We start from the raw sequence: 24,424 nt of genomic DNA on the forward strand, positions 1-24,424 counted from the left end.
TTTGCGGTAGCGAGCGCCACCGCAACATCAAGACGGATAGCGCGTCCAGATAGCGGAGTATGATATGCAGTTCTCCAAAATGCACGGTCTGGGCAACGACTTTATGGTGGTCGATGCCGTTACACAGAATGTCTATTTTTCACCTGAGCTGATCCGCCGGTTGGCCGATCGGCACCTGGGCGTCGGCTTTGACCAGATGCTGGTGGTAGAACCGCCTTACGATCCCGAACTGGATTTTCACTACCGAATTTTTAACGCCGACGGCAGCGAAGTGGCGCAGTGCGGCAACGGCGCGCGTTGCTTCGCGCGTTTCGTACGGCTGAAAGGGCTGACCAACAAGCGCGACATCCGTGTCAGCACCCAAACCGGGCGCATGGTGCTCAGCGTCACCGACGACGATCTGGTGTGCGTCAACATGGGCGAACCGAATTTCGACCCGCAGGCGGTGCCGTTCCGCGCTACTAAGGCTGAAAAGACCTACATCATGCGCGCGGCGGAACATACCGTGCTGTGCGGTGTGGTGTCGATGGGTAACCCGCATTGTGTTTTGCAGGTGGATGATGTAAAAACCGCCAAGGTGGAGCGGCTCGGGCCGGTGCTGGAAGGGCATGAACGCTTCCCGGAACGGGCCAACATCGGCTTTATGCAGGTGGTGAGCCGCGATCACATCAAGCTGCGCGTTTATGAACGCGGCGCCGGCGAAACGCAGGCCTGCGGCAGCGGCGCCTGTGCGGCGGTGGCGGTGGGGATCCAACAGGAATTGCTGTCAGAAGAGGTGCATGTAGAACTGCCGGGCGGCAGCCTGCATATTCGCTGGAAAGGGCCGGGCAACCCGCTGTTTATGACCGGTCCGGCAACCCATGTCTATGACGGATTTATTCATCTATGAAAAGCGTAGAAGAACAGAGCGTCGCTGGCCTGGCGCTGGATGACGACACCGTGATGCAGTACCTGCTGCAGAACCCGGATTTCTTTATTCGCAACGCGCGCCAGGTTGAGCAGATGCGTGTGCCGCACCCGGTGCGCGGCACTGTTTCGCTGGTGGAATGGCATCTGGCCCGCCAGCGCAATCACATCGAACGGCTGGAAGAAGAGATCACGCTGTTGATGGAGCAGGCCAGCGCCAACGAAGGGCTGTTCGCCCGGTTGCTGCACCTGCAGGCCGATTTGGCCACCGCCGACAGCCTGCAGGACATGCTCAATCGGCTGCAGCGCTGGGCGCGCGGCTTCGGTTTAGCCGGCGCCACGGTGCGCCTGTTTGCCGAACGCTGGAAGATCGGCGCGCCTTCTGATTTCACCCACCTGGCGCTGACGCGTTCGGCGTTCGAGCCGTTCCGCATTCAGCGACTGGGCAGCGAACAACACTACCTCGGCGGCCTGAACGGCCCCGAACTGCTGCTGCTGTTGCCGCAGGCCAAACAGATTGGCCAGATTGGTTCGGTGGCGCTGTCGATGCTGGGCGACGACGGCGAACTGGGCATGGTGATCTTCAGCAGCCGCGATACGCAGCACTATCAGCAGGGCATGGGCACGGTGATGCTCAATCAACTGGCGCGCATGCTGCCAGAGCTGCTGGAACGCTGGGTCGAACGCGCATGACGCCGATTGCGCCCAGCCTGCAGCAGCCGGTGGACGCGTTTCTGCGTTATCTCAAGGTAGAACGGCAACTCAGCCCACTGACGCAGCTCAGCTATTCACGCCAACTGGCGGCGCTGATGCGCCTGGCGCAGGAGATCGGCGTCACCGACTGGGCGGCGCTGGACGCCGCCCGGGTGCGCATGCTGGCGGTGCGCAGCAAACGCGCCGGCCTGCAGTCTGCCAGCCTGGCGCTGCGGCTCTCTTCGTTGCGCAGTTTCCTCGACTGGCTGGTCAGCCAGGGCGTGCTGCACGCCAACCCGGCCAAAGGCATCCGCACGCCGCGCAGCGGTCGCCATCTGCCGAAAAATATCGACGTCGATGAAATGAACCAGCTGCTGGAGATCGATCTCAACGATCCGCTGGCGGTGCGGGATCGCGCCATGCTGGAGGTGATGTACGGCGCCGGCCTGCGTCTCTCCGAGCTGGTGGGGCTGGATTGCCGCCATGTCGATATGGCGGCCGGCGAGGTGTGGGTGATGGGGAAAGGCAGCAAAGAGCGCAAATTGCCGATCGGCCGCACCGCCGTCACCTGGCTGGAACACTGGCTGGCGATGCGCGATCTGTTCGGGCCGGAAGATGACGCGATGTTCCTGTCCAATCAGGGGCGGCGCATCTCGACGCGCAACGTGCAAAAGCGCTTCGCCGAATGGGGCGTGAAACAGGGCGTCAACAGCCATATTCACCCGCACAAACTGCGTCACTCCTTCGCGACCCACATGCTGGAGTCGAGCGGCGATCTGCGTGCGGTGCAGGAGCTGCTCGGCCACGCCAACCTGACCACCACGCAAATTTATACCCACCTCGACTTTCAACATCTGGCGAACGTGTACGATGCCGCGCATCCGCGCGCCAAACGGGGGAAATCCTGATGCATTTTTATCGCCCGCTGCGCCCGCTGGCGGCGCTGACTTTCGATCTGGACGACACGCTGTATGATAACCGTCCGGTGATCCGGCAAACCGAGCAGCAGTCGGTGGCCTTCCTGCAGAGCTACCATCCCGGCCTGAACAGCTTCCAGTCGGCGGATTTCCACCGCCTGCGCCAGGAGCTGCGCGAGCAGGATCCGGAGATCTACCACGACGTCACCCAGTGGCGCTGGCGCGCCATTCATCTGGCGCTGAGCCGGCAGGGGCTGCGCGACGCCGAAGCGGCGATCGGGGCCGATGCGGCAATGCAAAACTTCGCGCTGTGGCGCAGCCGCATCGAGGTGCCGGAAGCGACCCACGCCACGCTGAAGGCGCTGGCCGCGCGCTACCCGCTGGTGGCGATCACCAACGGCAACGCCGATCCGGCGCAGTGCGGCCTGGACGGCTACTTTCAGTTTGTGCTGCGTTCCGGGCCGGACGGGCGCGCCAAGCCGTATCAGGACATGTATCACCTGGCCGTCGAGCGGCTGGGCGTGGCGCCCGAGCAGATCCTGCACGTGGGCGACGATCTGACTACCGACGTCGCCGGCGCGCTGCGCGCGGGGCTGCAGGCCTGTTGGATCAACGATCGGCAACGCTGCCTGATGCAGGCCGCCGACAGCCGCCTGCTGCCGCATATTGAGATTTCGCAGTTGGCATCGCTGACAGCATTGTTATAATCCCTGCCAGAACTCTGTATAAATTTCCAGTGAAAAACCCGTCACCGGCGGGTTTTCCCTTAACCATTAGTGGTGCCTATGGACGTCTCCGATCTGCTCGACAGCCTGAATGAAAAACAACGTGAAGCCGTGGCGGCGCCGCGCAGCAACCTGTTGGTTCTGGCCGGAGCGGGCAGCGGCAAGACGCGGGTGCTGGTGCATCGCATCGCCTGGCTGCTGTCGGTGGAGAACTGCTCACCGTATTCGATCATGGCGGTGACCTTCACCAACAAGGCGGCGGCGGAAATGCGCCACCGTATCGAACATCTGATCGGCACCAGCCAGGGCGGCATGTGGATCGGCACTTTCCACGGTCTGGCGCACCGCCTGCTGCGCGCTCATCATCTGGAAGCCAACCTGCCGCAGGATTTCCAGATCCTCGACAGCGACGACCAGCTGCGGCTGCTCAAGCGCATCATCAAGGCGCTGAACGTCGACGAGAAGCAGTGGCCGCCGCGTCAGGCGATGTGGTACATCAACGGCAAGAAAGATGAGGGCCTGCGCCCGCAGCACGTCGAAACCTACAACAACCCGGTGGAGGCCACCTGGCTGCGCATCTACCAGGCCTATCAGGAAGCCTGCGATCGCGCGGGGCTGGTGGATTTCGCTGAGCTGCTGCTGCGCGCGCACGAGCTGTGGCTGAACAAGCCGCATATCCTCAACCACTACCGCGAGCGTTTCACCAACGTGCTGGTGGACGAATTCCAGGATACCAACAGCATCCAGTACGCCTGGATCCGTCTGCTGGCGGGCGGCAACAGCAACGTGATGATCGTCGGCGACGATGACCAGTCGATCTACGGCTGGCGCGGCGCGCAGGTGGAAAACATCCAGCGCTTCCTGAAGGATTTCCCCGGCGCGGAAACCATCCGCCTGGAGCAGAACTACCGTTCCACCAGCAACATCCTGAAAGCGGCCAACACCCTGATCGCCAACAACGACGGGCGCATGGGCAAAAACCTGTGGACCGAAGGCGGCGAAGGCGAGCCGATTTCCCTCTACTGCGCCTTCAACGAACTCGACGAAGCGCGCTTCGTGGTCAACCGCATCAAGACCTGGCAAGACAACGGCGGCGCGCTGAACGACTGCGCCATCTTGTACCGCAGCAACGCCCAGTCGCGCGTGCTGGAAGAGGCGCTGCTACAGACGGCGATGCCGTACCGCATCTACGGCGGCCAACGCTTCTTCGAACGTCAGGAAATCAAGGATGCGCTGGCTTACCTGCGCCTGATCTCCAACCGCAACGACGACGCGGCCTTCGAGCGCGTGGTCAACACCCCGACGCGCGGCATCGGCGACCGCACCCTCGACGTGGTGCGCCAGGCGGCGCGCGATCGCCAACTGACGTTGTGGCAGGCGACGCGCGAACTGATGCAGGACAAGGTTCTGGCCGGCCGCGCCGCGTCGGCGCTGCAGCGCTTCATCGAGCTGGTGGAGTCGCTGGCTCATGAAACCGCCGATATGCCGCTGCACGTGCAGACCGACCGGGTGATCCGCGATTCCGGGTTGTTCATCATGTATGAGCAGGAAAAGGGCGAAAAGGGGCAGGCGCGTATCGAAAACCTTGAGGAACTGGTGACGGCGACGCGCCAGTTCAGCTATCAGGAAGAAGATCAGGATCTGATGCCGCTGCAGGCGTTCCTGTCGCATGCGGCGCTGGAAGCGGGCGAAGGCCAGGCCGACGCCTATCAGGATGCGGTGCAGCTGATGACCCTGCACTCGGCCAAAGGGCTGGAATTCCCGCTGGTGTTTATCGTCGGCATGGAAGAAGGCATGTTCCCGAGCCAGATGTCGCTGGATGAAGGCGGCCGCCTGGAAGAGGAGCGCCGTCTGGCCTATGTGGGCGTAACGCGCGCCATGCAGAAGCTGACGCTGACCTATGCGGAAACGCGCCGTCTGTACGGCAAAGAGGTTTATCATCGGCCGTCGCGCTTTATCGGCGAACTGCCGGAAGAGTGCGTGGAAGAAGTGCGCCTGCGCGCCAGCGTATCGCGCCCGGTCAATCACCGTCGCATGGGCACGCCAATCAGTGAGAACGATACCGGCTATAAGCTGGGCCAGCGCGTGCGCCATCCCAAGTTTGGCGAAGGCACCATCGTCAATCTGGAAGGCAGCGGCGAGCACAGCCGGCTGCAGATCGCTTTCCCCGGCGAGGGCATCAAGTGGTTGGTGGCGGCATACGCTCGCCTGGAAACGGTATAAAGCGAGGGGGAAGTTGCAGGGGCAGGCCCCTGCAATCGTTCATCATCAGTGAGGGTAGCGATCGCCGACTTGCGCGGTGGCATACCAGCGCATCACCGCTTCGGTGCCTTCGCCGCCTTCCTGCGGCGCCCACGGCATGCAGTCCTCTTCGGTCAGCGCCTGATACGGGCCCTGCTTCACTTCGAACACCACGCCGCCGGCATCGACCGACAGCACCGCATGCCAGGTAAATGCCGGCATCTCCAGCACTTTGGTTTCTTCGCCGAGCAGGGTGCGCTGCGTGACGACGCCGTCATCGTTGAACTGCAGCACCACAAAACGACCGCGCAGCGGCGTCAGCAGCTCCCAGGTTTGCGGGTGGCGATGCGGGCGGATATAGGTGCCGGGCTCCATGGCGATCGCCAGGCGTTGCACCGGGTCGCTCAACTCTTCGTGTAAGGTGCGGTGCGCGCGCAGGCGGGCCACGCTGGCGGCCTGTTCGCTCATCGCGGTCAGTTCATGGGCGGTAATCTGTTTCATCATTTAAATCCGCATGCTTGTCGTACCATTAGGGTGACGTCATCTTAACAACATTCTTGGTGGCGGTAAGCGATCGCCGCGACTTTTTCAGCACGGTTTAAGCGCCATTTTTACCATTGATCATCGTGATGATTTGTTGCGCAATTATCCCGCCTAACGTGTTGACAGGCTTTTTCCTCTCGGCGTAACATGCGCGCACTATTATCATTGAGGACAGACGCCTTGGACACACCCAGTAGATACTGGCTCACTGACCTGCGCCGCAGGTATAACTTCTAAGGCTCTCCGTTTTTGCTGATAGCCTTCGTGGTTGTCGGCGACCCCGCAAAGCGTCGCTATGAGTCAGATCTCTTCATGGTCTGAAACAATCGGTGATACGCATCCCCTCTGTTTCTGTGCTTCAACGCGTTGTCCGCACCCGTTACCTTCACGGAGTTTTGGCACATGCTGAGCGCTTTTAAATTAGATAACCGCCGCTTGTCCCGTCTGGAACTGGACGACTCGGATGATCTCACGTCATCACTGTGGGTTGATCTGGTCGAGCCGGAAGAGGGCGAGCGTGAGCGCGTGCAGAATGAGCTGGGACAAAGCTTGGCGACGCGTCCCGAACTGGACGACATCGAAGCCTCCGCCCGTTTCTTCGAAGACGAAGACGGTCTGCATATCCACTCCTTCTTCTACTTTGAAGATGCGGAAGATCACGCCGGCAACTCCACGGTGGCCTTCACCATTCGCGACGGCCGCCTGTATACCCTGCGCGAGCGTGAGCTGCCGGCGTTTCGTCTGTACCGCATGCGCGCCCGCAACCAAACCATGCTCGAAGGCAACGCCTACGAACTGCTGTTGGATCTGTTTGAAACCAAGATTGAACAGCTGGCGGACGAGATAGAAAACATCTACAGCGATCTGGAGCAGCTCAGCCGGGTGATCATGGAAGGGCATCAGGGCGATGAATACGATGCTGCGTTGTCGACGCTGGCGGAGCTGGAAGATATCGGCTGGAAGGTGCGTTTGTGCCTGATGGATACCCAGCGCGCGCTCAACTTCCTGGTACGTAAGGCGCGTCTGCCGACCGGCCAGCTGGAGCAGGCGCGTGAAGTGCTGCGCGACATCGAATCCCTGCTGCCGCACAACGAATCGCTGTTCCAGAAGGTGAACTTCCTGATGCAGGCGGCGATGGGCTTCATCAACATCGAGCAGAACCGCATCATCAAGATCTTCTCGGTGGTGTCGGTGGTGTTCCTGCCGCCGACGCTGGTGGCTTCCAGCTACGGCATGAACTTCGAATTCATGCCGGAGCTGAAATGGTCATTCGGCTACCCGGGCGCCATCACGCTGATGATCCTGGCCGGCCTGGCACCTTACCTGTACTTCAAGCGCAAGAACTGGCTGTAACCCGGCGGCGCCGGGCTCAGCGCAGCTTGCGTTGGGTGTAGAGTGCATCGAGGGTGAACAGGATCAGCGCCGCCCAGATAAAGCCGAAGGTCACCAGCTTGTCCTGGCCGATGGTCTCACCGTAGAAGGTGACCGCCAGCAGGAACATCAGCGTCGGGCCGAGATACTGGAAGAAACCGAGCGTCGACAGGCGCAGCCGGGTGGCCGCCGCGGTGAAGCACAGCAGCGGCACGGTGGTGACGATGCCGGCGGCGACCAGCAGCAGGTTCAGCGACCACGGGTTGGCGCTAAGGTGGCTGGTGGGGCTGTCGGCGAACAGGAACAGATAGGCGGCCGCCACCGGCAGCAGCCACAGCGTCTCAATCAGCATGCCGGTCTGGGCGTCGATGGCGATTTTCTTGCGCAGCAGGCCGTAGAAAGCGAAGCTGAACGCCAGCCCCAGACCGATGATCGGCAACGAGCCGAACTGCCAGAGCTGCACCAGTACCCCGGTGAATGCTAGCGCCACCGCCACCCACTGCATGCGACGAAAGCGCTCGCCGAGAAACAGCATCCCCAGCAGCACGTTAACCAGCGGGTTGATGAAGTAGCCCAGGCTGGCTTCCAGCATATGGTGATTGTTCACCGCCCAGATGAACAGCAGCCAGTTGCCGCCGATCAACAGCGCGGTGACCGCCAGCAGCAGCAGTCGTTTGCGGTTTTGGCAGGCGGCGCGCACTTTAGGCCAGTTGCGGCCCAGCGTGATCAGCGCCAGCATGAAGAAAAACGACCAGATGATCCGGTGGGTGAGGATCTCGTCCGCGGACACTTGCTGGATCAGTTTGAAATAGGCCGGGGCAATGCCCCACATAAAATAGGCGGCCAGGGCGAAGAAAATGCCCTGACGCGTTTGCTTTGCGTCCATGACGTCACTCTGGTGGGGAACTTAAGATGCGGTGAGTGTACTGAAGACGCTCACCGCACACAATCATCAGCCGACCAGATAGGTGGCGGTGGCGGTCGCGATATGCAGGCCGTCGTGGTTATGCAGTTCTACGCGCGCCACGGCGACCTTGTTGCCGCTGCGCAGCACGTTGGCGGAGGCGACGAAGTGTTCACCGCGGCCGGGGCGCAGATAGTCGACGCGCAGATCGATGGTGCCCATGCGCGACAGCTTGGCGGCGATCTCTTCTTCGATCAGCGGCTCCAGGCGCGTCAGCACGCCGCCGGCGCAAGCCAGCCCGGCGGCGACGTCGAGCACCGCGGCGATCACGCCGCCGTGCAGAATTTCCTGTGCGGCGTTGCCCACCAGCTTGCGCTGGTTGGTGAAGCTCAGCTCGACGTAGTCATCGTCGAAGCGGCGCAGCTCCAGGCCAAGCTCGCGGTTGAACGGCATGTGGTAGACAAAGATTTCGCCGATCTTGCGGCGGGCGGCTTCCAGGGTCAGTGGTGTGGTCGACATAGCGGGTTTCCATTTTTCTTTTGCGTTTTAAGGGAGCTAACTGGTCAGTCCAGGTTAATGAGATGTTGATTTTATGCTTAACCTTTGTTGCTTTCCAGACTATTCCAATAAAACCGGCCTGCGCTGCGGTAAAACGCCCTTTGTGTGTAAAATGGCCTGATTTTTTCCGGGCTTGCCCTTTTTCGTTGGAGTGAGGAGAGGTTATGCGCATTTTGTCAGGGATCGTTTCCGCCACGCTGCTGATGCCGGCGCTGGCATTGGCTGAGGAAGCCAAAGAGCAGCAGATTCACGATAAGCCGGCGGTGCGCGGCAGCATTATCGCCAACCTGCTGCAGGAGCACGAGAATCCGTTCACGCTGTATCCTTACGATCCCAATTATCTGCTGTACACCGACACCAGTGATATCAACAAAGAGGCCATCAAGACGTACAACTGGGGCGACAAGGCGCGCAAGGACGAGGTGAAATACCAACTTAGCCTGGCGTTTCCGCTGTGGCGGGGCATTGCCGGCGACAACTCGGTGCTCGGCGCGTCTTATACTCAGCGCTCCTGGTGGCAATTGTCCAACCGCGGCGAGTCTTCGCCGTTCCGCGAAACCAACTACGAGCCGCAGCTGTTCGTGGGGTGGGCGACCGATTACCGTTTTGCCGGTTGGACGCTGCGCGATGTTGAAATCGGCGTGAACCATCAATCTAACGGCCGCTCGGATCCGACGTCGCGCAGCTGGAATCGCGGCTATGCGCGGCTGATGGCGCAAAACGGCAACTGGCAGGTGGATCTCAAGCCCTGGTTCCGCTTCTCGGAGAGCTCGAGCAACGACGACAACCCGGACATCACCAAATACATGGGATACTACCGGTTGAAGGTCGGTTACGCCTGGGGCGACAGCGTGTTCAGCGTCGACAGCCACTATAACTGGAACAGCGGCTACGGCGGCGCGGAGCTGGGCTGGAGCTATCCGATCACCCGCAACGTGCGTTTCTATACCCAGGTATTCAGCGGCTACGGCGAATCGCTGATCGACTATAACTTCCGGCAGACACGGGTGGGCGTTGGTGTCATGCTGAACGATATTATGTAATCATACCCGCTGGGTGTGTACCGATGAAAAAATGGGGAAGTGTGTGTCAACCGCAGCAGTGATTAACAGAGAGTTGCTGGCCGAGCAGGTATTGCGCGATACCTTTGGCTACCAGCAATTCCGTCCGGGGCAGCAAACGATTATCAACGCCGCGATCGGCGGGCAGGATTGCCTGGTGGTGATGCCGACCGGCGGCGGCAAGTCGTTGTGCTACCAAATCCCGGCGCTGGTGATGGACGGCCTGACGCTGGTCGTTTCCCCTCTGATCTCGCTGATGAAGGACCAGGTCGACCAACTGTTGGCCTACGGCGTTTCCGCCGCCTGCTATAACTCGACGCAAACCCGCGAGGAGCAGCTGGACGTCATGGCCGGTTGCCGCAACGGTAACATCAAGATGCTGTACATCGCGCCGGAACGGCTGATGATGGAAAGCTTCCTCAACCTGCTCGACCACTGCCCACCGGCAATGCTGGCGGTGGATGAGGCGCACTGCATCTCGCAGTGGGGCCATGACTTCCGGCCGGAATATCGCGCGCTGGGCCAGCTGAAACAGCGCTTCCCGTCGATGCCGGTGATCGCGTTGACCGCCACCGCCGACGAGTCCACCCGCGGCGATATCGTGCGTCTGCTGTCGCTGCAGGATCCGCTGGTGCAGGTCAGTAGCTTCGACCGGCCGAACATCCGCTACACGCTGGTGGAAAAATTCAAACCGCTCGACCAGCTGTGGCGCTTCGTGCAGGATCAGCGCGGCAAGAGCGGCATTATCTATTGCAACAGCCGCGCCAAGGTGGAAGACACCGCTGCGCGCCTGCAAAGCCGCGGGCTGAGCGTCGGTGCCTACCACGCCGGGCTGGACAACGATCGCCGCGCGCAGGTGCAGGAAGCGTTCCAGCGCGACGATCTGCAGGTGGTGGTGGCCACCGTCGCCTTCGGCATGGGCATCAACAAACCCAACGTGCGCTTCGTGGTGCATTTCGACATCCCGCGCAATATCGAATCCTATTATCAGGAGACCGGCCGCGCCGGGCGCGACGGCCTGCCGGCCGAAGCCATCCTGCTGTACGATCCGGCCGACATGGCCTGGCTGCGCCGCTGCCTGGAGGAGAAACCCGCCGGGCAACAGCTGGACATCGAACGCCACAAGCTGAACGCCATGGGCGCTTTCGCCGAGGCGCAAACCTGCCGTCGCCTGGTGCTGCTCAACTACTTCGGCGAAGGCAAGCACGAGAACTGCGGCAACTGCGACATCTGCCTCGATCCGCCCAAGCGCTACGACGGGCTGGAGGACGCGCGCAAGGCGCTGTCCTGCGTGTACCGCGTCGGCCAGCGCTTTGGCCTCGGGTACATCGTGGAAGTGCTGCGCGGCTCCAACAACCAACGCATTCGTGAATACGGTCACGACAAGCTGCCGGTGTACGGCATCGGCCGCGATCAAACCACCGAACACTGGACCAGCGTGCTGCGTCAGCTGATCCACCTGGGCTTTATCACCCAGAACATCGCCATGCACTCGGCGCTGCAATTGACCGAGGCGGCGCGTCCGGTGTTGCGCGGCGAGGTGGCGCTGCAGCTGGCGGTGCCGCGTATTCAGAGCCTGAAGTCGCGCAGCAGCACCAACCAGAAATCCTACGGCGGCAATTACGATCGCAAGCTGTTCGCCAAGCTGCGCAAACTGCGCAAATCGATCGCCGACGAAGAAAACATTCCGCCCTACGTGGTGTTCAACGACGCCACGCTGCTGGAAATGGCCGAGCAGATGCCGATCAAGGCCGGCGATCTGCTGAGCGTCAACGGCGTCGGCCAGCGCAAACTGGAGCGTTTCGGCGCGCCCTTTATGGCGATGATCCGCGACCATCTCGACAATGATGAAGACTGAGGGCGATAAATCATGCTGATGCTGTTTCTCACCGTGGCGCTGGTGCATCTGATTGCGCTGATGAGCCCGGGGCCGGACTTCTTTTTCGTGTCGCAAACCGCCGCCAGCCGTTCGCGCCGTGAGGCGATGATGGGCGTGGTCGGCATTTCGCTCGGCATCGTGGTTTGGGCCGGCGTGGCGTTGATGGGGCTGCATCTGATCCTGCAGAAGATGGCCTGGCTGCATCAGGTCATCATGGTCGGCGGCGGCATTTACCTGTGCTGGATGGGGTGGCAACTGCTGCGTTCCGCGCGGGCGCAGCAAGCTGCTCCGGCGGCGGAGGCCCAGGTGGCGTTGCCGAAGGCCGGGCGCAGCTTTATTCGCGGCTTCCTGACCAACCTGTCCAACCCGAAAGCGGTGATCTATTTCGGCAGCGTGTTCTCGCTGTTCGTCGGTGACAGCGTCGGCGCCGGCGCGCGCTGGGGACTGTTCCTGCTGATCGTCGCCGAGACCTTCGTCTGGTTCAGCCTGGTGGCGGTGGTGTTCGCGCTGCCGGCGATGCGCCGCGGCTATCAGCGGTTGGCCAAGTGGATCGACGGGGTGGCGGGCGTGCTGTTCACCGGCTTCGGGTTACACCTGATCTTTACCCGCTGACCGGCGGTGAGATGCCCAAGGCCGAGCAGCGATGCCCGGCCTTTTTTGTCAGGCTTTGCGGGCGGTCGCCAGCAGCCCCGCCACCAGAATGAACAGTGAACCGAACACCCGGTTAAGCAGCTGCATCTGGCGCGGCGTTTTCAGCCAGCCGGCGATGCGCGTCGCCAGGGTGGCGTAACCGATCATCACCAGAATATCCACCACCACGGTGGTGACGCCGAGCACCAGGTACTGCTCGGCCTGCGGTTGATTGGGCAAGATGAACTGCGGGAACAGCGCGGCGAGGAACACGATGCTTTTCGGGTTGGTCAGGTTGACCAGCACCGCGCGGCGGAACAGACGGCGGCGCGGCATGCTGCCCGCCAGCGCATGCAGATCCAGCGCGCCGGCGGCGCGCCATTGCTGGATGCCGAGCCACACCAGGTAGGCTGCGCCCAACCATTTCAGCAGTTCGAACGCCAGCAATGATTGAGAAATCAGCGCGCCGAGACCGATGCCCACCAGCACGATGTGCGCGCTCAACCCGACCTGCAGCCCGGCGATTGACGCGGCGGCGCCGCGATAGCCGTGGCTGATGCCGGTGCTCATGGTGTTGATGGCGCCGGATCCAGGGGACAGGCTAAGGATAAGCGTGGTCAGCAGGTAGGTTAACCACCAGTCCAAGGTCATGGTTCTCGGCTCCCTGAAAGTGTCGTTTTGTGCCACAATGCGCCGAGGCGGCGCCGTTTTTTGTCAGAATTGAATCACAATACGCTAGTATGATTTCTTGTGCCAGCGGTCACATTTTCCGCCGGCTCCACAGGGAAAACGCTCTCGATGACCTCGTTCACTCTCAGCTCCGATGACTGGTTAACGCGTGAAACGCAGTTCGCTGCCTTCGCCACCGGGCCGCTGCTGGATTTCTGGCGGCAGCGCGAAGAAGGCGAGTTCAGCGGCGTGGACGGCGTGCCGATCCGCTTTGTGCGTTTCAGTTCCGCGCGGCATCAGCGCGTGGTGGTGGTCAGCCCCGGCCGCATCGAAAGCTACGTGAAATACCCCGAGGTGGCCTACGATCTGTTCCACTGCGGTTACGACGTGGTGATCGTCGATCATCGCGGCCAAGGGCGTTCCGGGCGTTTACTGGCGGATACGCACCGCGGTCATGTGGTAAACTTCGCCGACTACGTGGACGATTTCGAGCAGCTTTGGCAGCGCGAAGTCGAGTCGCGCGGTTACCGGCAGCGCTTCGCGCTGGCGCATTCGATGGGCGGCGCGATCCTGGCGCAGTTCCTGCAACGCCGGCCGCAGGCGTTCGATGCGGCGGCGTTTTGCGCGCCGATGTTCGGCATCCAGTTGCCGATGCCGGGCTGGCTGGCCGACCGCATCCTCGACTGGGCGGAGACCCGTCCGGCGATCCGCGACTACTACGCGGTGGGCACCGGCCAGTGGCGGCCGCTGCCTTATGTGGTCAACGTGTTGACCCACAGCCGCGAACGCTACCGGCGTAGCCTGCGCTATTACGCCGATTACCCCGAGCTGCAGGTGGGCGGACCGACCTACCATTGGGTGCGGGAGAGCATCCGCGCCGGCCGGCAGATTATCGCGCAGGCCGGGGAGATAACAACGCCGCTGTTGCTTTTGCAAGCCGGTGAGGAACGGGTGGTTGACAACCGTTCGCACCAGGCTTTTTGTCAGGCTCTGTCAGACGCGGGGCGCCCTTGCGAAGGGGGGCTTCCGTGGGTTATCAACGGCGCACGCCATGAGATCCTGTTCGAGCGGGACGCGATGCGCGCCGAAGCACTGAACGCAATCCTGCGCTTCTTTGCTCAACACTTAGGTGGCGCGCTGCCGCCGACAACTCCATCAGAGGTTAGAACATAACGCTATGTATCACGTCGTCGCTTCCGATTTAGATGGCACGCTGCTGTCTCCCGACCATACCCTGTCGCCGTACGCCAAAGAAACGCTGAAGTTGCTGACCCAGCGCGGCGTGCATTTCGTGTTCGCCACCGGCCGCCACCACATCGACGTGGCGCAGATCCGCGACAGTCTGGAGATCAGCGCCTTTATGATCACCTCCAACGGCGCGCGGGTGCACAACACGGCCGGCGAGCTGATCTTCAGCCACAACCTGGACGAGGATATCGCCCGCGATCTGTACGGCATGCTGCACGACGATCCGGAGATAACCACCAACGTCTACCGTAACGATGACTGGTTCATCAACCGCGAAAGCCCGGAGCAGGAAGAGTTCTTCCAGGAGTCGGTATTCAAATATCAGCTGTTTGAGCCGGGCCTGCTGGAAACCGACGGCGTCTGCAAGGTTTACTTTACCTGTGAAGATCATGAGCGGTTGCTGCAGGTGGAAGACGCCATCAACGCGCGCTGGGGCGATCGGGTCAACGTCAGCTTCTCGTTCCCGACCTGTCTGGAAGTGATGGCGGGCGGCGTGTCGAAAGGGCATGCGCTGGAAGAAGTGGCCAAGATCATCGGCTATACGCTGCAAGAGTGCATCGCCTTCGGCGACGGTATGAACGATCTGGAGATGCTGTCGATGGCCGGCAAGGGCTGCATCATGCGCGACGCGCATCAGCGCCTGAAGGATATGCTGCCGGAGCTGGAAGTGATCGGCTCCAATGTCGATAACGCGGTGCCGCACTACCTGCGCAAGATGTTCCTCTGAAATAACCAGGCCGTTTCTCTGAAATAACAAGGGCGCCTTGCGGCGCCCTTGGCATTACTTGTGCTGGCCCTGCTTCTGCAGGAACTGCACGCCCTTGTCCGGGAAGTCGGTGAACACGCCGTCGACGCCGGCCTGGTTGTAAATCACGTCATACAGTTGGTTCACGTCGGTCACGTACTTCGGCAGCGCATCGGCGCGGATGGTGAACGGATGCACCGCCAGCTTGCTGGCGTGCGCTTCTTTCACCATGTCGGTCAGCACGATGTGGCCCGGCTTGGATTGATCCGCCACCACCAGCATGTGGTAGTCCGGCCCGATGCCGTCGGCATACTGAGCGATTTTCTTCATCGCGCCCGGTTTGAACATCCAGTCATAGTCGTATTCCACCCACTTGCCGTCGGCTTTCTGCTCGTAGGTTTCCTGCCAGTCGTTGTAGGCGATCAGCTGAACCAGCTTCAGATCCATGCCCAGCTTCGGCTCCAGCTCGTTCTTGATGCGTTTGAGTTCGTTGGCGTCGAAGCACTGCAGGTAGACGTTGTCGTTCTTGCCGGTGTAACCGTACTGCTTGAGCACCGCCAGCACTTTGCTGGAGATGTCTTTGCCTTCCTGCTTGTGGAACCAAGGCGCTTTGATTTCAGGATAGATGCCGATGTTTTTGCCGGTCGAATGGTTCAGACCCTGTACGAACTCGATCTCTTCCTGGAAGGTGTGGACGCGGAAGTCGGATTTGCCCATCGGGAAGCGGCCTGGGTAGCCCTGTACCTTCTTGCCGTTTTCGATGTCAAAGCCTTCGGTAAACTTCAGCGATTTGATCTCCGCCAGCGTAAAGTCGATGGCGTAATAACGGCCGTCTTTACGCGCGCGGTCCGGGAAGCGTTCGGCGACGTCGGTGACGCGATCGAGGTAATGGTCGTGCAGCACCACCAGCTCGTTGTCTTTGGTCATCACCAGATCTTGTTCGAGGTAATCGGCGCCCTGCGCGTAGGCCATTGCCTTCGCCGGCAGAGTGTGTTCCGGCAGGTAGCCGCTGGCGCCGCGGTGGGCGATCACCACTTTGTCCGCCGCCTGGGCGGCGCTGACCATTGAGGTGGCGAGAATGATCCCTGTCAGCAGGGCTTTGACTTGAGTCCGCATTCCGTTTTCTCCGTGTTGTTGGGGGCAGGGTAGTAAAAAGGCCGCAGGGCGGCCTTTAAATCATGCAAAAGTCGTGTGACGGTTAGCCGCGCTTGCCGGCAGCGATTTCCGCGTGGTGTTTCTTCTCGTTCAGCATGGTCAGCAGCAGCAGGATAACCGCCAGCACGCCGCCGCCGATCATCACCATGAAGCCGCCGTCCCAACCGAAGAAGTCTACGGTGTAACCGACGATGGCGCTGGCCGCAACCGAGCCGCCCAGGTAGCCGAACAGGCCGGTGAAGCCCGCGGCGGTGCCGGCGGCTTTCTTCGGCGCCAGCTCCAGCGCGTGCAGGCCGATCAGCATCACCGGGCCGTAGATCAGGAAGCCGATGACCAGCATACAGATCATGTCCACGGTCGGGTTACCGGCCGGGTTCATCCAGAACACCACGGTGGCGATGGTCACCAGCGTCATGAAGAACACGCCGGTGGCGCCGCGGTTGCCTTTGAACACTTTGTCCGACATCCAGCCGCACAGCAGGGTGCCCGGGATACCGGCGTATTCATACAGGAAGTAGGCCCAGGAAGACTTGTCCAGCGCGAAGTGCTTCACTTCTTTCAGGTAGGTCGGTGACCAGTCCAGAATGCCGTAACGCAGCAGGTAGACGAACACGTTGGCGACCGCGATGTACCACAACAGCTTGTTCGGCAGGATGTACTGCATGAAGATCTGCTTGGCGGTCAGCTCTTCTTCGTCTTTTTCGCTGTAGTCGTCCGGGTAGTCGTTTTTGTACTCTTCAATCGGCGGCAGGCCGCAGGATTGCGGGGTATCGCGCATCAGGGCGAAGGCGATCAGGGCCACCAGGATGGCGCCGAAGGCCGGCATGTACAGCGCCGCGTGCCAGTCGTTGAACCAGGCCATGCCCAGCAGGAACAGCAGCGGCGGCAGGCCGCCACCCACGTTGTGGGCGCAGTTCCAGATGGAGACGATGCCGCCGCGTTCTTTCTGCGACCACCAGTGCACCATGGTGCGGCCGCACGGCGGCCAACCCATGCCCTGGAACCAGCCGCACAGGAACAGCAGAACGAACATCACCGCGATGCTGGAAGTTGCCCACGGTACGAAGCCCATGAACAACATCACCGCCGCCGCCAGGATCAGGCCGGCAGGCAGGAATACTCGCGGGTTGGAACGGTCGGAAACCGAACCCATGATGAATTTGGAGAAGCCGTAGGCGATAGAGATGCCCGACAGCGCGAAGCCGAGGTCGCCGCGGCTGAAGCCTTGTTCGATCAGGTAAGGCATGGCCAGGGTGAAGTTCTTACGCACCAGATAGTAGGCGGCGTAACCGAAGAAGATCCCCAGGAAAATTTGCCAGCGCAGCTTACGGTAGAGCGGATCTACCTTATCGCTCGGCACACGGGCGATGTGTGCGGCTGGCTTAAAAATACTCAACATGAGCGCCTCCGATGGCTTTATCTGTTATCACATCAATATGACCTTTTACGTTCATTTGATGATTGAGCGGATATCGAATGTGGTGTTTTTGTGTTCCATAACGAGCGCCATTGTCATCAAATACGCCTGGTGTCGCTGTGACGAATGGCGCAATTGTTACACTTTCATGAAACCACGGCGGATTTTGAGCGATTCGTTAACGTTATGAAATAGAAAAACGTCCAAAAATCGTGATTATGATCACATTGATGGTTTTTTGTGGTCATTTTTATTTCGTTTTATGTTCGTTATTGTTCCTTATCAAACAAAGACCCCAATAACCGTGGCTCAATAGGCTCATAACTACCGATCCTGAGGGAGCGACATGAGCAGCTATTTTGACGGCGGCGAAACGGATGTGATCATCATCGGCGGCGGCGCCACCGGCGCAGGCATTGCCCGCGACTGTGCGCGGCGCGGCCTGCGATGCATTTTGCTGGAGCGCCACGACATCGCTACCGGCGCCACCGGCCGCAACCACGGTTTATTGCACAGCGGCGCGCGCTATGCGGTGACCGACGGCGAGTCGGCGCGCGAATGCATCGAAGAGAACCGCATCCTGAAACGCATCGCGCATCACTGTATCGAGCGCACCGACGGGCTGTTCATCACCTTGCCGCAAGACTCGCTGGACTATCAGCAGCAGTTTATCGCCGCCTGTCGCCAGGCCGATATCGACGCCGAAGCGATCGACCCGCAGCTGGCGTTGCGGCTGGAGCCGGCGGCTAACCCGGCGCTGATCGGCGCGGTGCGGGTGCCGGACGGCACCGTCGATCCCTTCCGGCTGACCGCCGCCAACATGTTGGACGCGCGCGAGCACGGTGCGCAGATCCTGACCTACCACCAGGTGGTGGGATTGTTGCGCAGCGGCGATCGGGTAACGGGCGTGCGCGTTTACGACCATCAGAATCAGCGGCGCTATGAACTGCACGCGTCTGTGGTGGTCAACGCCGCCGGTATCTGGGGCCAGCAGATTGCCGAATATGCCGATTTACGCATTCGCATGTTCCCGGCCAAGGGAGCGCTGCTGATCCTCGGCCATCGCATCAACAACATGGTGATCAACCGCTGCCGCAAACCGGCGGACGCCGACATCCTGGTGCCGGGCGACACCATCTCGCTGATCGGCACCACCTCGACCCATATCGACTACGACCAAATTGACAACATGCTGGTGACCCCGCAGGAGGTGGACATTCTGATCCGCGAGGGGGCGCTGTTGGCGCCCACCCTGGCGCAGACCCGTATTCTGCGCGCCTATGCCGGGGTGCGGCCGCTGGTCGCCAGCGACGACGATCCCAGCGGACGCAACGTCAGCCGCGGCATCGTGCTGCTCGATCACGCCGCCCGCGACGGGCTGGAAGGGTTTATCACCATCACCGGCGGCAAGCTGATGACCTACCGCCTGATGGCGGAGTGGGCCACCGACAAGGTGTGCGAAAAGCTTGGCGTAAACCGTCCGTGCACCACCGCGCAGGACGCGTTGCCCGGATCCCGCCAGTCGGCGGAGGAAACGGTGCGCAGCGTGGTTTCACTGCCCGCCAGCATCCGTGGTTCGGCGATTTACCGCCACGGCGATCGCGCCAGCCAGGTGCCGGCGGCCGATCGGCTCGACACCAGCCTGGTGTGCGAATGCGAGGCGGTGACCGCCGGGGAAGTGCGTTATGCGGTCAATTCGCTGACCGTCAATAACCTGGTGGATCTGCGCCGCCGCACCCGCGTCGGCATGGGCACCTGCCAGGGCGAACTCTGCGCCTGCCGCGCCGCCGGGCTGCTGACGCGCTTTAACGTCAGCACGCCGCAGCAATCCATCGCGCAGCTGTCGCAGTTCCTCAACGAACGCTGGAAAGGCGTACGGCCGATCGCCTGGGGCGATGCGCTGCGCGAGAGCGAATTTACCAGCTGGGTTTACCAGGGATTATGCGGGCTTGAAGCCCAGGCCGACCAGGAGCAGGAGGCAGATGATGCGATTTGACGTCGTGGTGATTGGCGGCGGTCTGGCGGGCCTGAGCTGCGCCATTGCCGTGGCCGAACAGGGCAAGCGCTGCGCGGTGGTCAGTTCTGGCCAGAGCGCGCTCTACTTCTCCTCCGGCTCGCTCGACCTGTTGGCGAGATTGCCGGACGGCACGCCGGTCGAGATGCCGCTGGCGGCGTTGCCGCAGCTGGCGCAGCAGGCGCCGCAGCATCCGTATGCCCTGATCGGGCCCGGCCGGGTGGCGGCGCTGTCCGCTGCCGCACAGCGGCTGCTGGAGCGCTGCGGGTTGAACCTGCAGGGGGAGGGAACCAATAACCATCTGCGCATTACGCCGCTGGGCACGCGCCGCGCCACCTGGCTCAGCCCGCAGGCGATCCCGACGCTGCCGCTGACCGGCCAACTGCCGTGGCGGCGCATCGCGGTGATCGGCATCGAAGGGTTCCTCGACTTCCAGCCGCAGATGGCCGCCGATTCCCTGAGCCGCGAGCTCGGCGTGCAGACGGACGTGGCCTATCTGCACATGCCGGCGCTGGACAGATTGCGCAATAACCCCAGTGAGTTCCGCGCGGTGAACATCGCCCGGGTACTGGATTTGATGGAAAGCCTGCCGCCGATGGCCGAAGAGCTGCGGCGGCTGGCGGGCGAGGCCGAGGCGCTCTTCCTGCCGGCCTGTCTGGGCCTGGAGGACGATGCGTCGCTGGCGGTGTTGCAGGATGCGGTCGGCAAACCGATCCGACTGCTGCCGACGTTGCCGCCTTCGGTGCCCGGCATGCGCTTGCATCAGGCGCTGCGGCGGCGTTTTCAGCAGCTGGGCGGCATTTTCATGCCCGGCGACAGCGTGCTGCGCGCCGAGAGCGAGGCCGGCCGCATCACCGGTTTGTACACCCGCAACCACGGCGATATTCCGCTGCGAGCGCAGCAGGTGGTGCTGGCCAGCGGCAGCTTCTTCAGCAATGGGCTGGTGGCCGATTTCGACCGGGTGCGTGAGCCGATCTTTGGGCTGGACGTACACAGCCGGGCGGATCGCGCCGACTGGAGCCGACGCGAGCTGTTCGCGCCGCAGCCTTACCTGCAGTTCGGCGTGCGTACCGACGGCAGGCTGCGGGCGATGAAGCAGGGAGTGCCGTTCGACAACCTGTACGCCATCGGCGCGGTCGCCGGTGGCTACGATCCGCTGCAGCAGGGCTGCGGCGCCGGCGTGTCATTGATCGGCGCGCTGCACGTCGCGCAGCAGATCGCCGCGGAGGAGAACGTATGAGCCTGCATCGGGACCACAGCTTTGAAAGCTGCATCAAATGCACCGTCTGCACCACTTACTGCCCGGTCGCCAAAGTGAACCCGCTCTACCCGGGGCCGAAACAGGCGGGGCCGGACGGCGAGCGGCTGCGGCTGAAAGACCCGGCGCTGTACGACGAAGCGCTGAAATACTGCACCAACTGCAAACGTTGTGAAGTGGCCTGCCCGTCCGACGTCAAAATCGGCGACATTATTCAACGCGCCCGCGCCGACTTCGCCCAGAGCAAGCCGACGCTGCGCGATGCCATCCTCAGCCACACCGACATCATGGGCTCGCTGTCGACGCCGTTCGCGCCGATCGTCAACGCCGCCACCGGGTTGAAACCGGTGCGCAAGCTGCTGGACAAGGCGCTGAAGATCGATCACCGTCGTGAGCTGCCGAAATATTCCTTCGGCACCTTCCGCCGCTGGTACCGGCAACAGGCGCAGGTGCAGCAGCGTTACGCCGAGCAGGTGGCATTCTTCCACGGTTGCTTCGTCAACTATAACCACCCGCAGCTGGGCAAGGATTTGGTCCGGGTGTTCAACGCGCTGGATATCGGCGTGCAGCTGCTGAAACGCGAGAAATGCTGCGGCGTGCCGCTGATCGCCAACGGGTTTATCGAGCAGGCTAAAAAGCAGGCCAGGGTCAATGCCGAATCGCTGCATGAAACGGTGCTGGAGCGCGGCATTCCGGTGGTGGCGACCTCATCGAGCTGCACCTTCACCCTGCGTGACGAATACCCTCATCTGCTGGACGTAGACACCACTGCGGTGCGCGATCGGGTGGAGCTGGCGACGCGCTATCTCTATCGCCTGATCAATCAGGGGCGCAGCCTACCGCTCAAGCGCACGCCGCTGCGGGTGGCTTATCACACGCCTTGCCATATGGAGAAGATGGGCTGGACCGCCTACACCCTGGAGCTGCTGCGGCAGATACCGGGGCTGGAGCTGGTGGTGCTGGATTCGCAGTGCTGCGGCATCGCCGGCACCTACGGGTTCAAATCGGAGAACTACGCCACGTCGCAAGGCATCGGCGCGCCGCTGTTCCGGCAGATAGAAGAGAGCGGGGTGGATCTGGTGGTGACCGACTGCGAAACCTGCAAATGGCAGATAGAAATGTCCACCAGCAAGCGCTGCGAACATCCGATCACCCTGCTGGCGCAGGCGCTGGTATAAAAACGAAAGGGCCGGCAAACCGGCCCTCTGTGGGATTACTGCTTCAGCTTCAGGGTGGAGATGATGCCTTCGGCTTCGGTCTGCGCCTGCTGCTGATTGTCCGCCGGCAGCGTCACCTGAATGGTCAGCATGTTGTTGTTCAGCGAGCCGATCAGGACGGAAGAATAAGCCTTTTCACCGCCGCTGGTGATGATACTGTCCAACTGACGCAGCGGCACGCCGTTGACGTCGAGCGCCTTGTTGGTGATCACCTGCAGGTTGGCGTCACGCGCGCGCTGGGTATTCTCCAGGCGTTTGGCCAGAGTCTCCAGGCTGTCGGCGGTCTTGTCGCCCAAGATGACGATCACCGCGCGCTGGCCGGTGCTGTCTGCGTAAACATGCATGTTGTTGGCCTGGTTGCCCAGCTTGCCGCTCTGATCCGCCATGCCGACCGGCAGGGTGAACGCCAGTTTACCGTCCAGCAGGCTCACCTGCTGCCCGGCCGGCGCGCTGGCTGCCGCGCCGTCTGGCGCTGCCTTGGTGTCTTTGGTGTTGCCGTCGCAGGCCGCGAGGCCAAGCGCCAGCAGGCTGATACCCATCAATTTCGCTACTTTACGCATCAGGCTTCCTTCTTCCTTTCCGGTAGGGATTTACTGTCGTATCGCAACCTATTCCAGGTTGAAATGCAAGGCAGATGTTGTCACAAGTTTTTTTCCAGTAATAGCCGATAATCAGCCACTTCGCCTTTCTTTTCCAGTTGAACAATCTGATAGTGGTGGGTGAGCAGCATCGTCAGCATGGCGCGGAACCGGTTACGGGTTTTGACCGTCAGTTGGCGATAGCCCTGCGCCCGAGCCCAGCGTTCCTGTTCGGCCAACAAGGCCTGCGCCACGCCGTGGCGACGGAATGCCGGCAGCACGCCACCCAGCCAGCTGTAAAACACCGTTTCCTGCCGTTGATAACCGAGTTTGAAACCGGCCGGCTGCCCGTCTATCTCGGCGATCAACAGGCTGGCGGGGGCGGTGCCGATGCGCTGCTGCAGATCGGCCAGGCTATGCAGGCCGCCGAATTCGGGGATGCGTTGATAAAGGCGGTGGATTTCTTCGAGCGTGGCGGTGCGGACGATTGGGGTCATGAGCGGCCTCCAAGGATAAGGCCGCCCAGAATAGCATGGCTCAGCTCGGCTGCAGGCTGCCGCTGCGCGCCGCGATGCGTTTGAGCAGCATGTTCAGCAACACGCCGTACATCGGCAAGAAGAACAGCAGGCAGATCATCACCTTGAAGCTGTAATCCACCAGCGCAATCTCCACCCAGTTGTTGGCCATGAAGGGATCGCTGCTCTTGTAGAAGGCGATGAAGAAGAACGCCAGCGTATCGCTGATGTTGCCGAGGAACATCGCCGCCGCCGGCGCCACCCACCAGGCGCTGCGTTGGCGCAGACGGTTAAAGACGTGTACGTCGAGGATCTGGCCGAGCACATAGGCCATAAAGCTGGCCACGGCGATGCGCGCCACGAACAGGTTAAAACTGCTCAGCGCCGCGAAGCCCTGCCATTCTCCCTGATAGGTGACGGTGGAGATCACATAAGAGATGAACAGCGCCGGCACCATCACCGCCAGGATAATACGTCGCGCCAGCGGCGCGCCGAAGATGCGCACGGTCAGATCGGTCGCCAGGAAGATAAACGGGAAGGTAAAGGCGCCCCAGGTGGTATGGAAGCCTAAAACGGTGATCGGCAGCTGCACCAGGTAGTTGCTGGAGGTAATGATGGCGATATGAAACAGCGAAAGCCAGACCAACGCCGTGAAGCGCTGCTGTGCGGTAAACGAATACATGTTGTAGCCTTTTTAGCAGTGGGGTGAGGGAACCCAGTGTGTCTTGTCAAAACAGCAAAAAACGCTGCGCGGCGGCATGATACGCGTTTGCGCAACCAATGCAATGGTTAAATTTAACGCAAACGTTAACGCATCTTGCGCAGAAAAACTACCGGCGTAAACTAGGCGCTAATGAGATGCGGCGAGCGTTCGCCGATCGTTTTGAACGAGAAAAATTGCATGACTGACTTATTTGCCCAGGCAGACCAGACGCTCGACGCGCTGGGGCTGCGTTGCCCAGAACCGGTGATGATGGTGCGTAAAACCGTGCGCCATATGGACAACGGCGAAACGCTGCTGATTATTGCCGACGATCCGGCTACCACCCGCGATATCCCGGGGTTCTGCCGCTTTATGGAGCATACGCTGGTGGCGCAGGAGACCGAGCAGGCGCCATACCGTTATCTGCTGCGTAAAGGCGTATAACGGCGGCGCGGCCGAGTTAAAAGTTCCTTCCCC

24 protein-coding genes are annotated in these 24,424 nt (G+C 61.4%); 15 read left to right on the forward strand and 9 right to left on the reverse strand.

What is annotated here, in order from left to right; genetic code table 11:
- Positions 1 to 64 precede the first annotated feature (64 nt).
- The 5 genes from dapF to uvrD all read left to right on the forward strand — a co-directional run bounded on the left by dapF (position 65) and on the right by uvrD (position 5,464).
- Positions 65 to 889 (forward strand): diaminopimelate epimerase, encoded by an 825-nt coding sequence (gene dapF, locus ACJ8J5_RS18215; RefSeq protein WP_414105099.1) that lies wholly within the window; start codon positions 65 to 67, stop codon positions 887 to 889.
- Positions 886 to 1,599, forward strand: a complete 714-nt coding sequence (locus ACJ8J5_RS18220; RefSeq protein ID WP_038874100.1) for a DUF484 domain-containing protein — start codon at positions 886 to 888, stop codon at positions 1,597 to 1,599. The genes dapF and ACJ8J5_RS18220 overlap by 4 nt, the downstream gene beginning before the upstream one ends.
- Complete coding sequence (gene xerC / locus ACJ8J5_RS18225) at positions 1,596 to 2,507, forward strand: tyrosine recombinase XerC (protein ID WP_414105100.1); 912 nt, start codon at positions 1,596 to 1,598, stop codon at positions 2,505 to 2,507. The genes ACJ8J5_RS18220 and xerC overlap by 4 nt, the downstream gene beginning before the upstream one ends.
- On the forward strand, positions 2,507 to 3,223 hold the full coding sequence (yigB, locus tag ACJ8J5_RS18230) for a 5-amino-6-(5-phospho-D-ribitylamino)uracil phosphatase YigB (RefSeq protein ID WP_016929494.1): 717 nt from the start codon (positions 2,507 to 2,509) through the stop codon (positions 3,221 to 3,223). Before xerC ends, yigB begins: the two co-directional genes overlap by 1 nt.
- Before the next feature lie 78 nt (positions 3,224 to 3,301).
- Positions 3,302 to 5,464 (forward strand): DNA helicase II, encoded by a 2,163-nt coding sequence (uvrD, locus tag ACJ8J5_RS18235; protein WP_025304874.1) that lies wholly within the window; start codon positions 3,302 to 3,304, stop codon positions 5,462 to 5,464.
- 45 nt (positions 5,465 to 5,509) lie between these two features.
- On the opposite strand, the gene ACJ8J5_RS18240 is transcribed toward uvrD, so the two are convergent.
- Positions 5,510 to 5,983 carry a WbuC family cupin fold metalloprotein gene (locus ACJ8J5_RS18240; protein WP_004934257.1) on the reverse strand — a complete coding sequence of 158 codons (474 nt, stop codon included), beginning with the start codon at positions 5,981 to 5,983 and terminating at the stop codon, positions 5,510 to 5,512.
- A gap of 444 nt (positions 5,984 to 6,427) precedes the next feature.
- Here ACJ8J5_RS18240 and corA point away from each other — a divergent pair, with 444 nt between their 5' ends.
- A complete protein-coding gene (gene corA, locus ACJ8J5_RS18245; protein WP_004934262.1) occupies positions 6,428 to 7,378 on the forward strand; it encodes a magnesium/cobalt transporter CorA in 951 nt (316 codons plus the stop codon).
- A gap of 16 nt (positions 7,379 to 7,394) precedes the next feature.
- On the opposite strand, the gene rarD is transcribed toward corA, so the two are convergent.
- Together rarD and ACJ8J5_RS18255 are read right to left on the reverse strand one after the other, a co-directional pair.
- Positions 7,395 to 8,282, reverse strand: a complete 888-nt coding sequence (gene rarD, locus ACJ8J5_RS18250; RefSeq protein ID WP_025304876.1) for an EamA family transporter RarD — start codon at positions 8,280 to 8,282, stop codon at positions 7,395 to 7,397.
- Between the two features lie 66 nt (positions 8,283 to 8,348).
- Positions 8,349 to 8,819, reverse strand: coding sequence for a thioesterase family protein (locus ACJ8J5_RS18255; RefSeq protein WP_173889840.1), 471 nt, complete (start codon positions 8,817 to 8,819; stop codon positions 8,349 to 8,351).
- A 203-nt stretch (positions 8,820 to 9,022) separates the two neighbouring features.
- Here ACJ8J5_RS18255 and pldA point away from each other — a divergent pair, with 203 nt between their 5' ends.
- The 3 genes from pldA to rhtC are packed head-to-tail and all read left to right on the forward strand — an operon-like array spanning position 9,023 to position 12,410.
- Positions 9,023 to 9,901, forward strand: coding sequence for a phospholipase A (gene pldA / locus ACJ8J5_RS18260; RefSeq protein ID WP_025304877.1), 879 nt, complete (start codon positions 9,023 to 9,025; stop codon positions 9,899 to 9,901).
- A 43-nt stretch (positions 9,902 to 9,944) separates the two neighbouring features.
- A complete protein-coding gene (recQ, locus tag ACJ8J5_RS18265; RefSeq protein ID WP_142591276.1) occupies positions 9,945 to 11,777 on the forward strand; it encodes an ATP-dependent DNA helicase RecQ in 1,833 nt (610 codons plus the stop codon).
- Between the two features lie 12 nt (positions 11,778 to 11,789).
- Entirely contained in the window at positions 11,790 to 12,410 is a 621-nt protein-coding gene (gene rhtC, locus ACJ8J5_RS18270) for a threonine export protein RhtC (RefSeq protein ID WP_049203601.1), read from the forward strand.
- A gap of 48 nt (positions 12,411 to 12,458) precedes the next feature.
- On the opposite strand, the gene rhtB is transcribed toward rhtC, so the two are convergent.
- Positions 12,459 to 13,079 carry a homoserine/homoserine lactone efflux protein gene (gene rhtB / locus ACJ8J5_RS18275; RefSeq protein ID WP_060434791.1) on the reverse strand — a complete coding sequence of 207 codons (621 nt, stop codon included), beginning with the start codon at positions 13,077 to 13,079 and terminating at the stop codon, positions 12,459 to 12,461.
- 147 nt (positions 13,080 to 13,226) lie between these two features.
- Between rhtB and pldB the strand changes: the two genes are divergently transcribed.
- Together pldB and yigL are read left to right on the forward strand one after the other, a co-directional pair.
- Positions 13,227 to 14,270: a lysophospholipase L2 gene (gene pldB / locus ACJ8J5_RS18280; protein ID WP_043142212.1), complete on the forward strand. Its 1,044-nt coding sequence runs from the start codon at positions 13,227 to 13,229 to the stop codon at positions 14,268 to 14,270.
- A gap of 4 nt (positions 14,271 to 14,274) precedes the next feature.
- The gene (gene yigL, locus ACJ8J5_RS18285) at positions 14,275 to 15,072 is read left to right on the forward strand and encodes a sugar/pyridoxal phosphate phosphatase YigL (RefSeq protein ID WP_025304881.1); all 798 of its coding nucleotides are present in this window, start codon (positions 14,275 to 14,277) and stop codon (positions 15,070 to 15,072) included.
- A 54-nt stretch (positions 15,073 to 15,126) separates the two neighbouring features.
- Here the strand turns inward: yigL and glpQ are convergent, their stop codons facing one another.
- The gene (gene glpQ / locus ACJ8J5_RS18290; RefSeq protein ID WP_073533177.1) at positions 15,127 to 16,206 is read right to left on the reverse strand and encodes a glycerophosphodiester phosphodiesterase; all 1,080 of its coding nucleotides are present in this window, start codon (positions 16,204 to 16,206) and stop codon (positions 15,127 to 15,129) included.
- 82 nt (positions 16,207 to 16,288) lie between these two features.
- Positions 16,289 to 17,644, reverse strand: a complete 1,356-nt coding sequence (glpT, locus tag ACJ8J5_RS18295; protein WP_025304883.1) for a glycerol-3-phosphate transporter — start codon at positions 17,642 to 17,644, stop codon at positions 16,289 to 16,291.
- 364 nt (positions 17,645 to 18,008) lie between these two features.
- Here glpT and glpA point away from each other — a divergent pair, with 364 nt between their 5' ends.
- The 3 genes from glpA to glpC are packed head-to-tail and all read left to right on the forward strand — an operon-like array spanning position 18,009 to position 22,112.
- A complete protein-coding gene (gene glpA / locus ACJ8J5_RS18300) occupies positions 18,009 to 19,658 on the forward strand; it encodes an anaerobic glycerol-3-phosphate dehydrogenase subunit A (protein ID WP_025304884.1) in 1,650 nt (549 codons plus the stop codon).
- A complete protein-coding gene (glpB, locus tag ACJ8J5_RS18305) occupies positions 19,648 to 20,916 on the forward strand; it encodes a glycerol-3-phosphate dehydrogenase subunit GlpB (RefSeq protein WP_060434789.1) in 1,269 nt (422 codons plus the stop codon). The genes glpA and glpB overlap by 11 nt, the downstream gene beginning before the upstream one ends.
- Positions 20,913 to 22,112, forward strand: coding sequence for an anaerobic glycerol-3-phosphate dehydrogenase subunit GlpC (gene glpC, locus ACJ8J5_RS18310; RefSeq protein WP_414105101.1), 1,200 nt, complete (start codon positions 20,913 to 20,915; stop codon positions 22,110 to 22,112). Before glpB ends, glpC begins: the two co-directional genes overlap by 4 nt.
- A 35-nt stretch (positions 22,113 to 22,147) precedes the next feature.
- Here the strand turns inward: glpC and ACJ8J5_RS18315 are convergent, their stop codons facing one another.
- The 3 genes from ACJ8J5_RS18315 to ACJ8J5_RS18325 all read right to left on the reverse strand — a co-directional run bounded on the left by ACJ8J5_RS18315 (position 22,148) and on the right by ACJ8J5_RS18325 (position 23,926).
- Positions 22,148 to 22,711, reverse strand: coding sequence for a DcrB family lipoprotein (locus tag ACJ8J5_RS18315; protein ID WP_025304887.1), 564 nt, complete (start codon positions 22,709 to 22,711; stop codon positions 22,148 to 22,150).
- An 80-nt stretch (positions 22,712 to 22,791) separates the two neighbouring features.
- Positions 22,792 to 23,226, reverse strand: a complete 435-nt coding sequence (locus ACJ8J5_RS18320; RefSeq protein ID WP_043142199.1) for a GNAT family N-acetyltransferase — start codon at positions 23,224 to 23,226, stop codon at positions 22,792 to 22,794.
- 40 nt (positions 23,227 to 23,266) lie between these two features.
- Complete coding sequence (locus tag ACJ8J5_RS18325; RefSeq protein ID WP_049209361.1) at positions 23,267 to 23,926, reverse strand: 7-cyano-7-deazaguanine/7-aminomethyl-7-deazaguanine transporter; 660 nt, start codon at positions 23,924 to 23,926, stop codon at positions 23,267 to 23,269.
- Positions 23,927 to 24,145: 219 nt separating this feature from the next.
- Here ACJ8J5_RS18325 and tusA point away from each other — a divergent pair, with 219 nt between their 5' ends.
- The gene (tusA, locus tag ACJ8J5_RS18330; protein ID WP_025304890.1) at positions 24,146 to 24,391 is read left to right on the forward strand and encodes a sulfurtransferase TusA; all 246 of its coding nucleotides are present in this window, start codon (positions 24,146 to 24,148) and stop codon (positions 24,389 to 24,391) included.
- Positions 24,392 to 24,424 lie beyond the last annotated feature (33 nt).

Origin of the sequence: Serratia sp. CY43202 (assembly GCF_052168755.1) — a bacterium.
In the GTDB taxonomy this organism is placed as follows: domain Bacteria; phylum Pseudomonadota; class Gammaproteobacteria; order Enterobacterales; family Enterobacteriaceae; genus Serratia; species Serratia bockelmannii.

Coding starts and splice junctions, on each gene's coding strand:
- dapF (WP_414105099.1), top strand. CDS start 65: ATGCAGTTCTCCAAAATGCACGGTCTGGGCAACGACTTTATGGTGGTC.
- ACJ8J5_RS18220 (WP_038874100.1), top strand. CDS start 886: ATGAAAAGCGTAGAAGAACAGAGCGTCGCTGGCCTGGCGCTGGATGAC.
- xerC (WP_414105100.1), top strand. CDS start 1,596: ATGACGCCGATTGCGCCCAGCCTGCAGCAGCCGGTGGACGCGTTTCTG.
- yigB (WP_016929494.1), top strand. CDS start 2,507: ATGCATTTTTATCGCCCGCTGCGCCCGCTGGCGGCGCTGACTTTCGAT.
- uvrD (WP_025304874.1), top strand. CDS start 3,302: ATGGACGTCTCCGATCTGCTCGACAGCCTGAATGAAAAACAACGTGAA.
- ACJ8J5_RS18240 (WP_004934257.1), bottom strand. CDS start 5,983: ATGAAACAGATTACCGCCCATGAACTGACCGCGATGAGCGAACAGGCC.
- corA (WP_004934262.1), top strand. CDS start 6,428: ATGCTGAGCGCTTTTAAATTAGATAACCGCCGCTTGTCCCGTCTGGAA.
- rarD (WP_025304876.1), bottom strand. CDS start 8,282: ATGGACGCAAAGCAAACGCGTCAGGGCATTTTCTTCGCCCTGGCCGCC.
- ACJ8J5_RS18255 (WP_173889840.1), bottom strand. CDS start 8,819: ATGTCGACCACACCACTGACCCTGGAAGCCGCCCGCCGCAAGATCGGC.
- pldA (WP_025304877.1), top strand. CDS start 9,023: ATGCGCATTTTGTCAGGGATCGTTTCCGCCACGCTGCTGATGCCGGCG.
- rhtC (WP_049203601.1), top strand. CDS start 11,790: ATGCTGATGCTGTTTCTCACCGTGGCGCTGGTGCATCTGATTGCGCTG.
- rhtB (WP_060434791.1), bottom strand. CDS start 13,079: ATGACCTTGGACTGGTGGTTAACCTACCTGCTGACCACGCTTATCCTT.
- pldB (WP_043142212.1), top strand. CDS start 13,227: ATGACCTCGTTCACTCTCAGCTCCGATGACTGGTTAACGCGTGAAACG.
- yigL (WP_025304881.1), top strand. CDS start 14,275: ATGTATCACGTCGTCGCTTCCGATTTAGATGGCACGCTGCTGTCTCCC.
- glpQ (WP_073533177.1), bottom strand. CDS start 16,206: ATGCGGACTCAAGTCAAAGCCCTGCTGACAGGGATCATTCTCGCCACC.
- glpT (WP_025304883.1), bottom strand. CDS start 17,644: ATGTTGAGTATTTTTAAGCCAGCCGCACACATCGCCCGTGTGCCGAGC.
- glpA (WP_025304884.1), top strand. CDS start 18,009: ATGAGCAGCTATTTTGACGGCGGCGAAACGGATGTGATCATCATCGGC.
- glpB (WP_060434789.1), top strand. CDS start 19,648: ATGCGATTTGACGTCGTGGTGATTGGCGGCGGTCTGGCGGGCCTGAGC.
- glpC (WP_414105101.1), top strand. CDS start 20,913: ATGAGCCTGCATCGGGACCACAGCTTTGAAAGCTGCATCAAATGCACC.
- ACJ8J5_RS18315 (WP_025304887.1), bottom strand. CDS start 22,711: ATGCGTAAAGTAGCGAAATTGATGGGTATCAGCCTGCTGGCGCTTGGC.
- ACJ8J5_RS18320 (WP_043142199.1), bottom strand. CDS start 23,226: ATGACCCCAATCGTCCGCACCGCCACGCTCGAAGAAATCCACCGCCTT.
- ACJ8J5_RS18325 (WP_049209361.1), bottom strand. CDS start 23,926: ATGTATTCGTTTACCGCACAGCAGCGCTTCACGGCGTTGGTCTGGCTT.
- tusA (WP_025304890.1), top strand. CDS start 24,146: ATGACTGACTTATTTGCCCAGGCAGACCAGACGCTCGACGCGCTGGGG.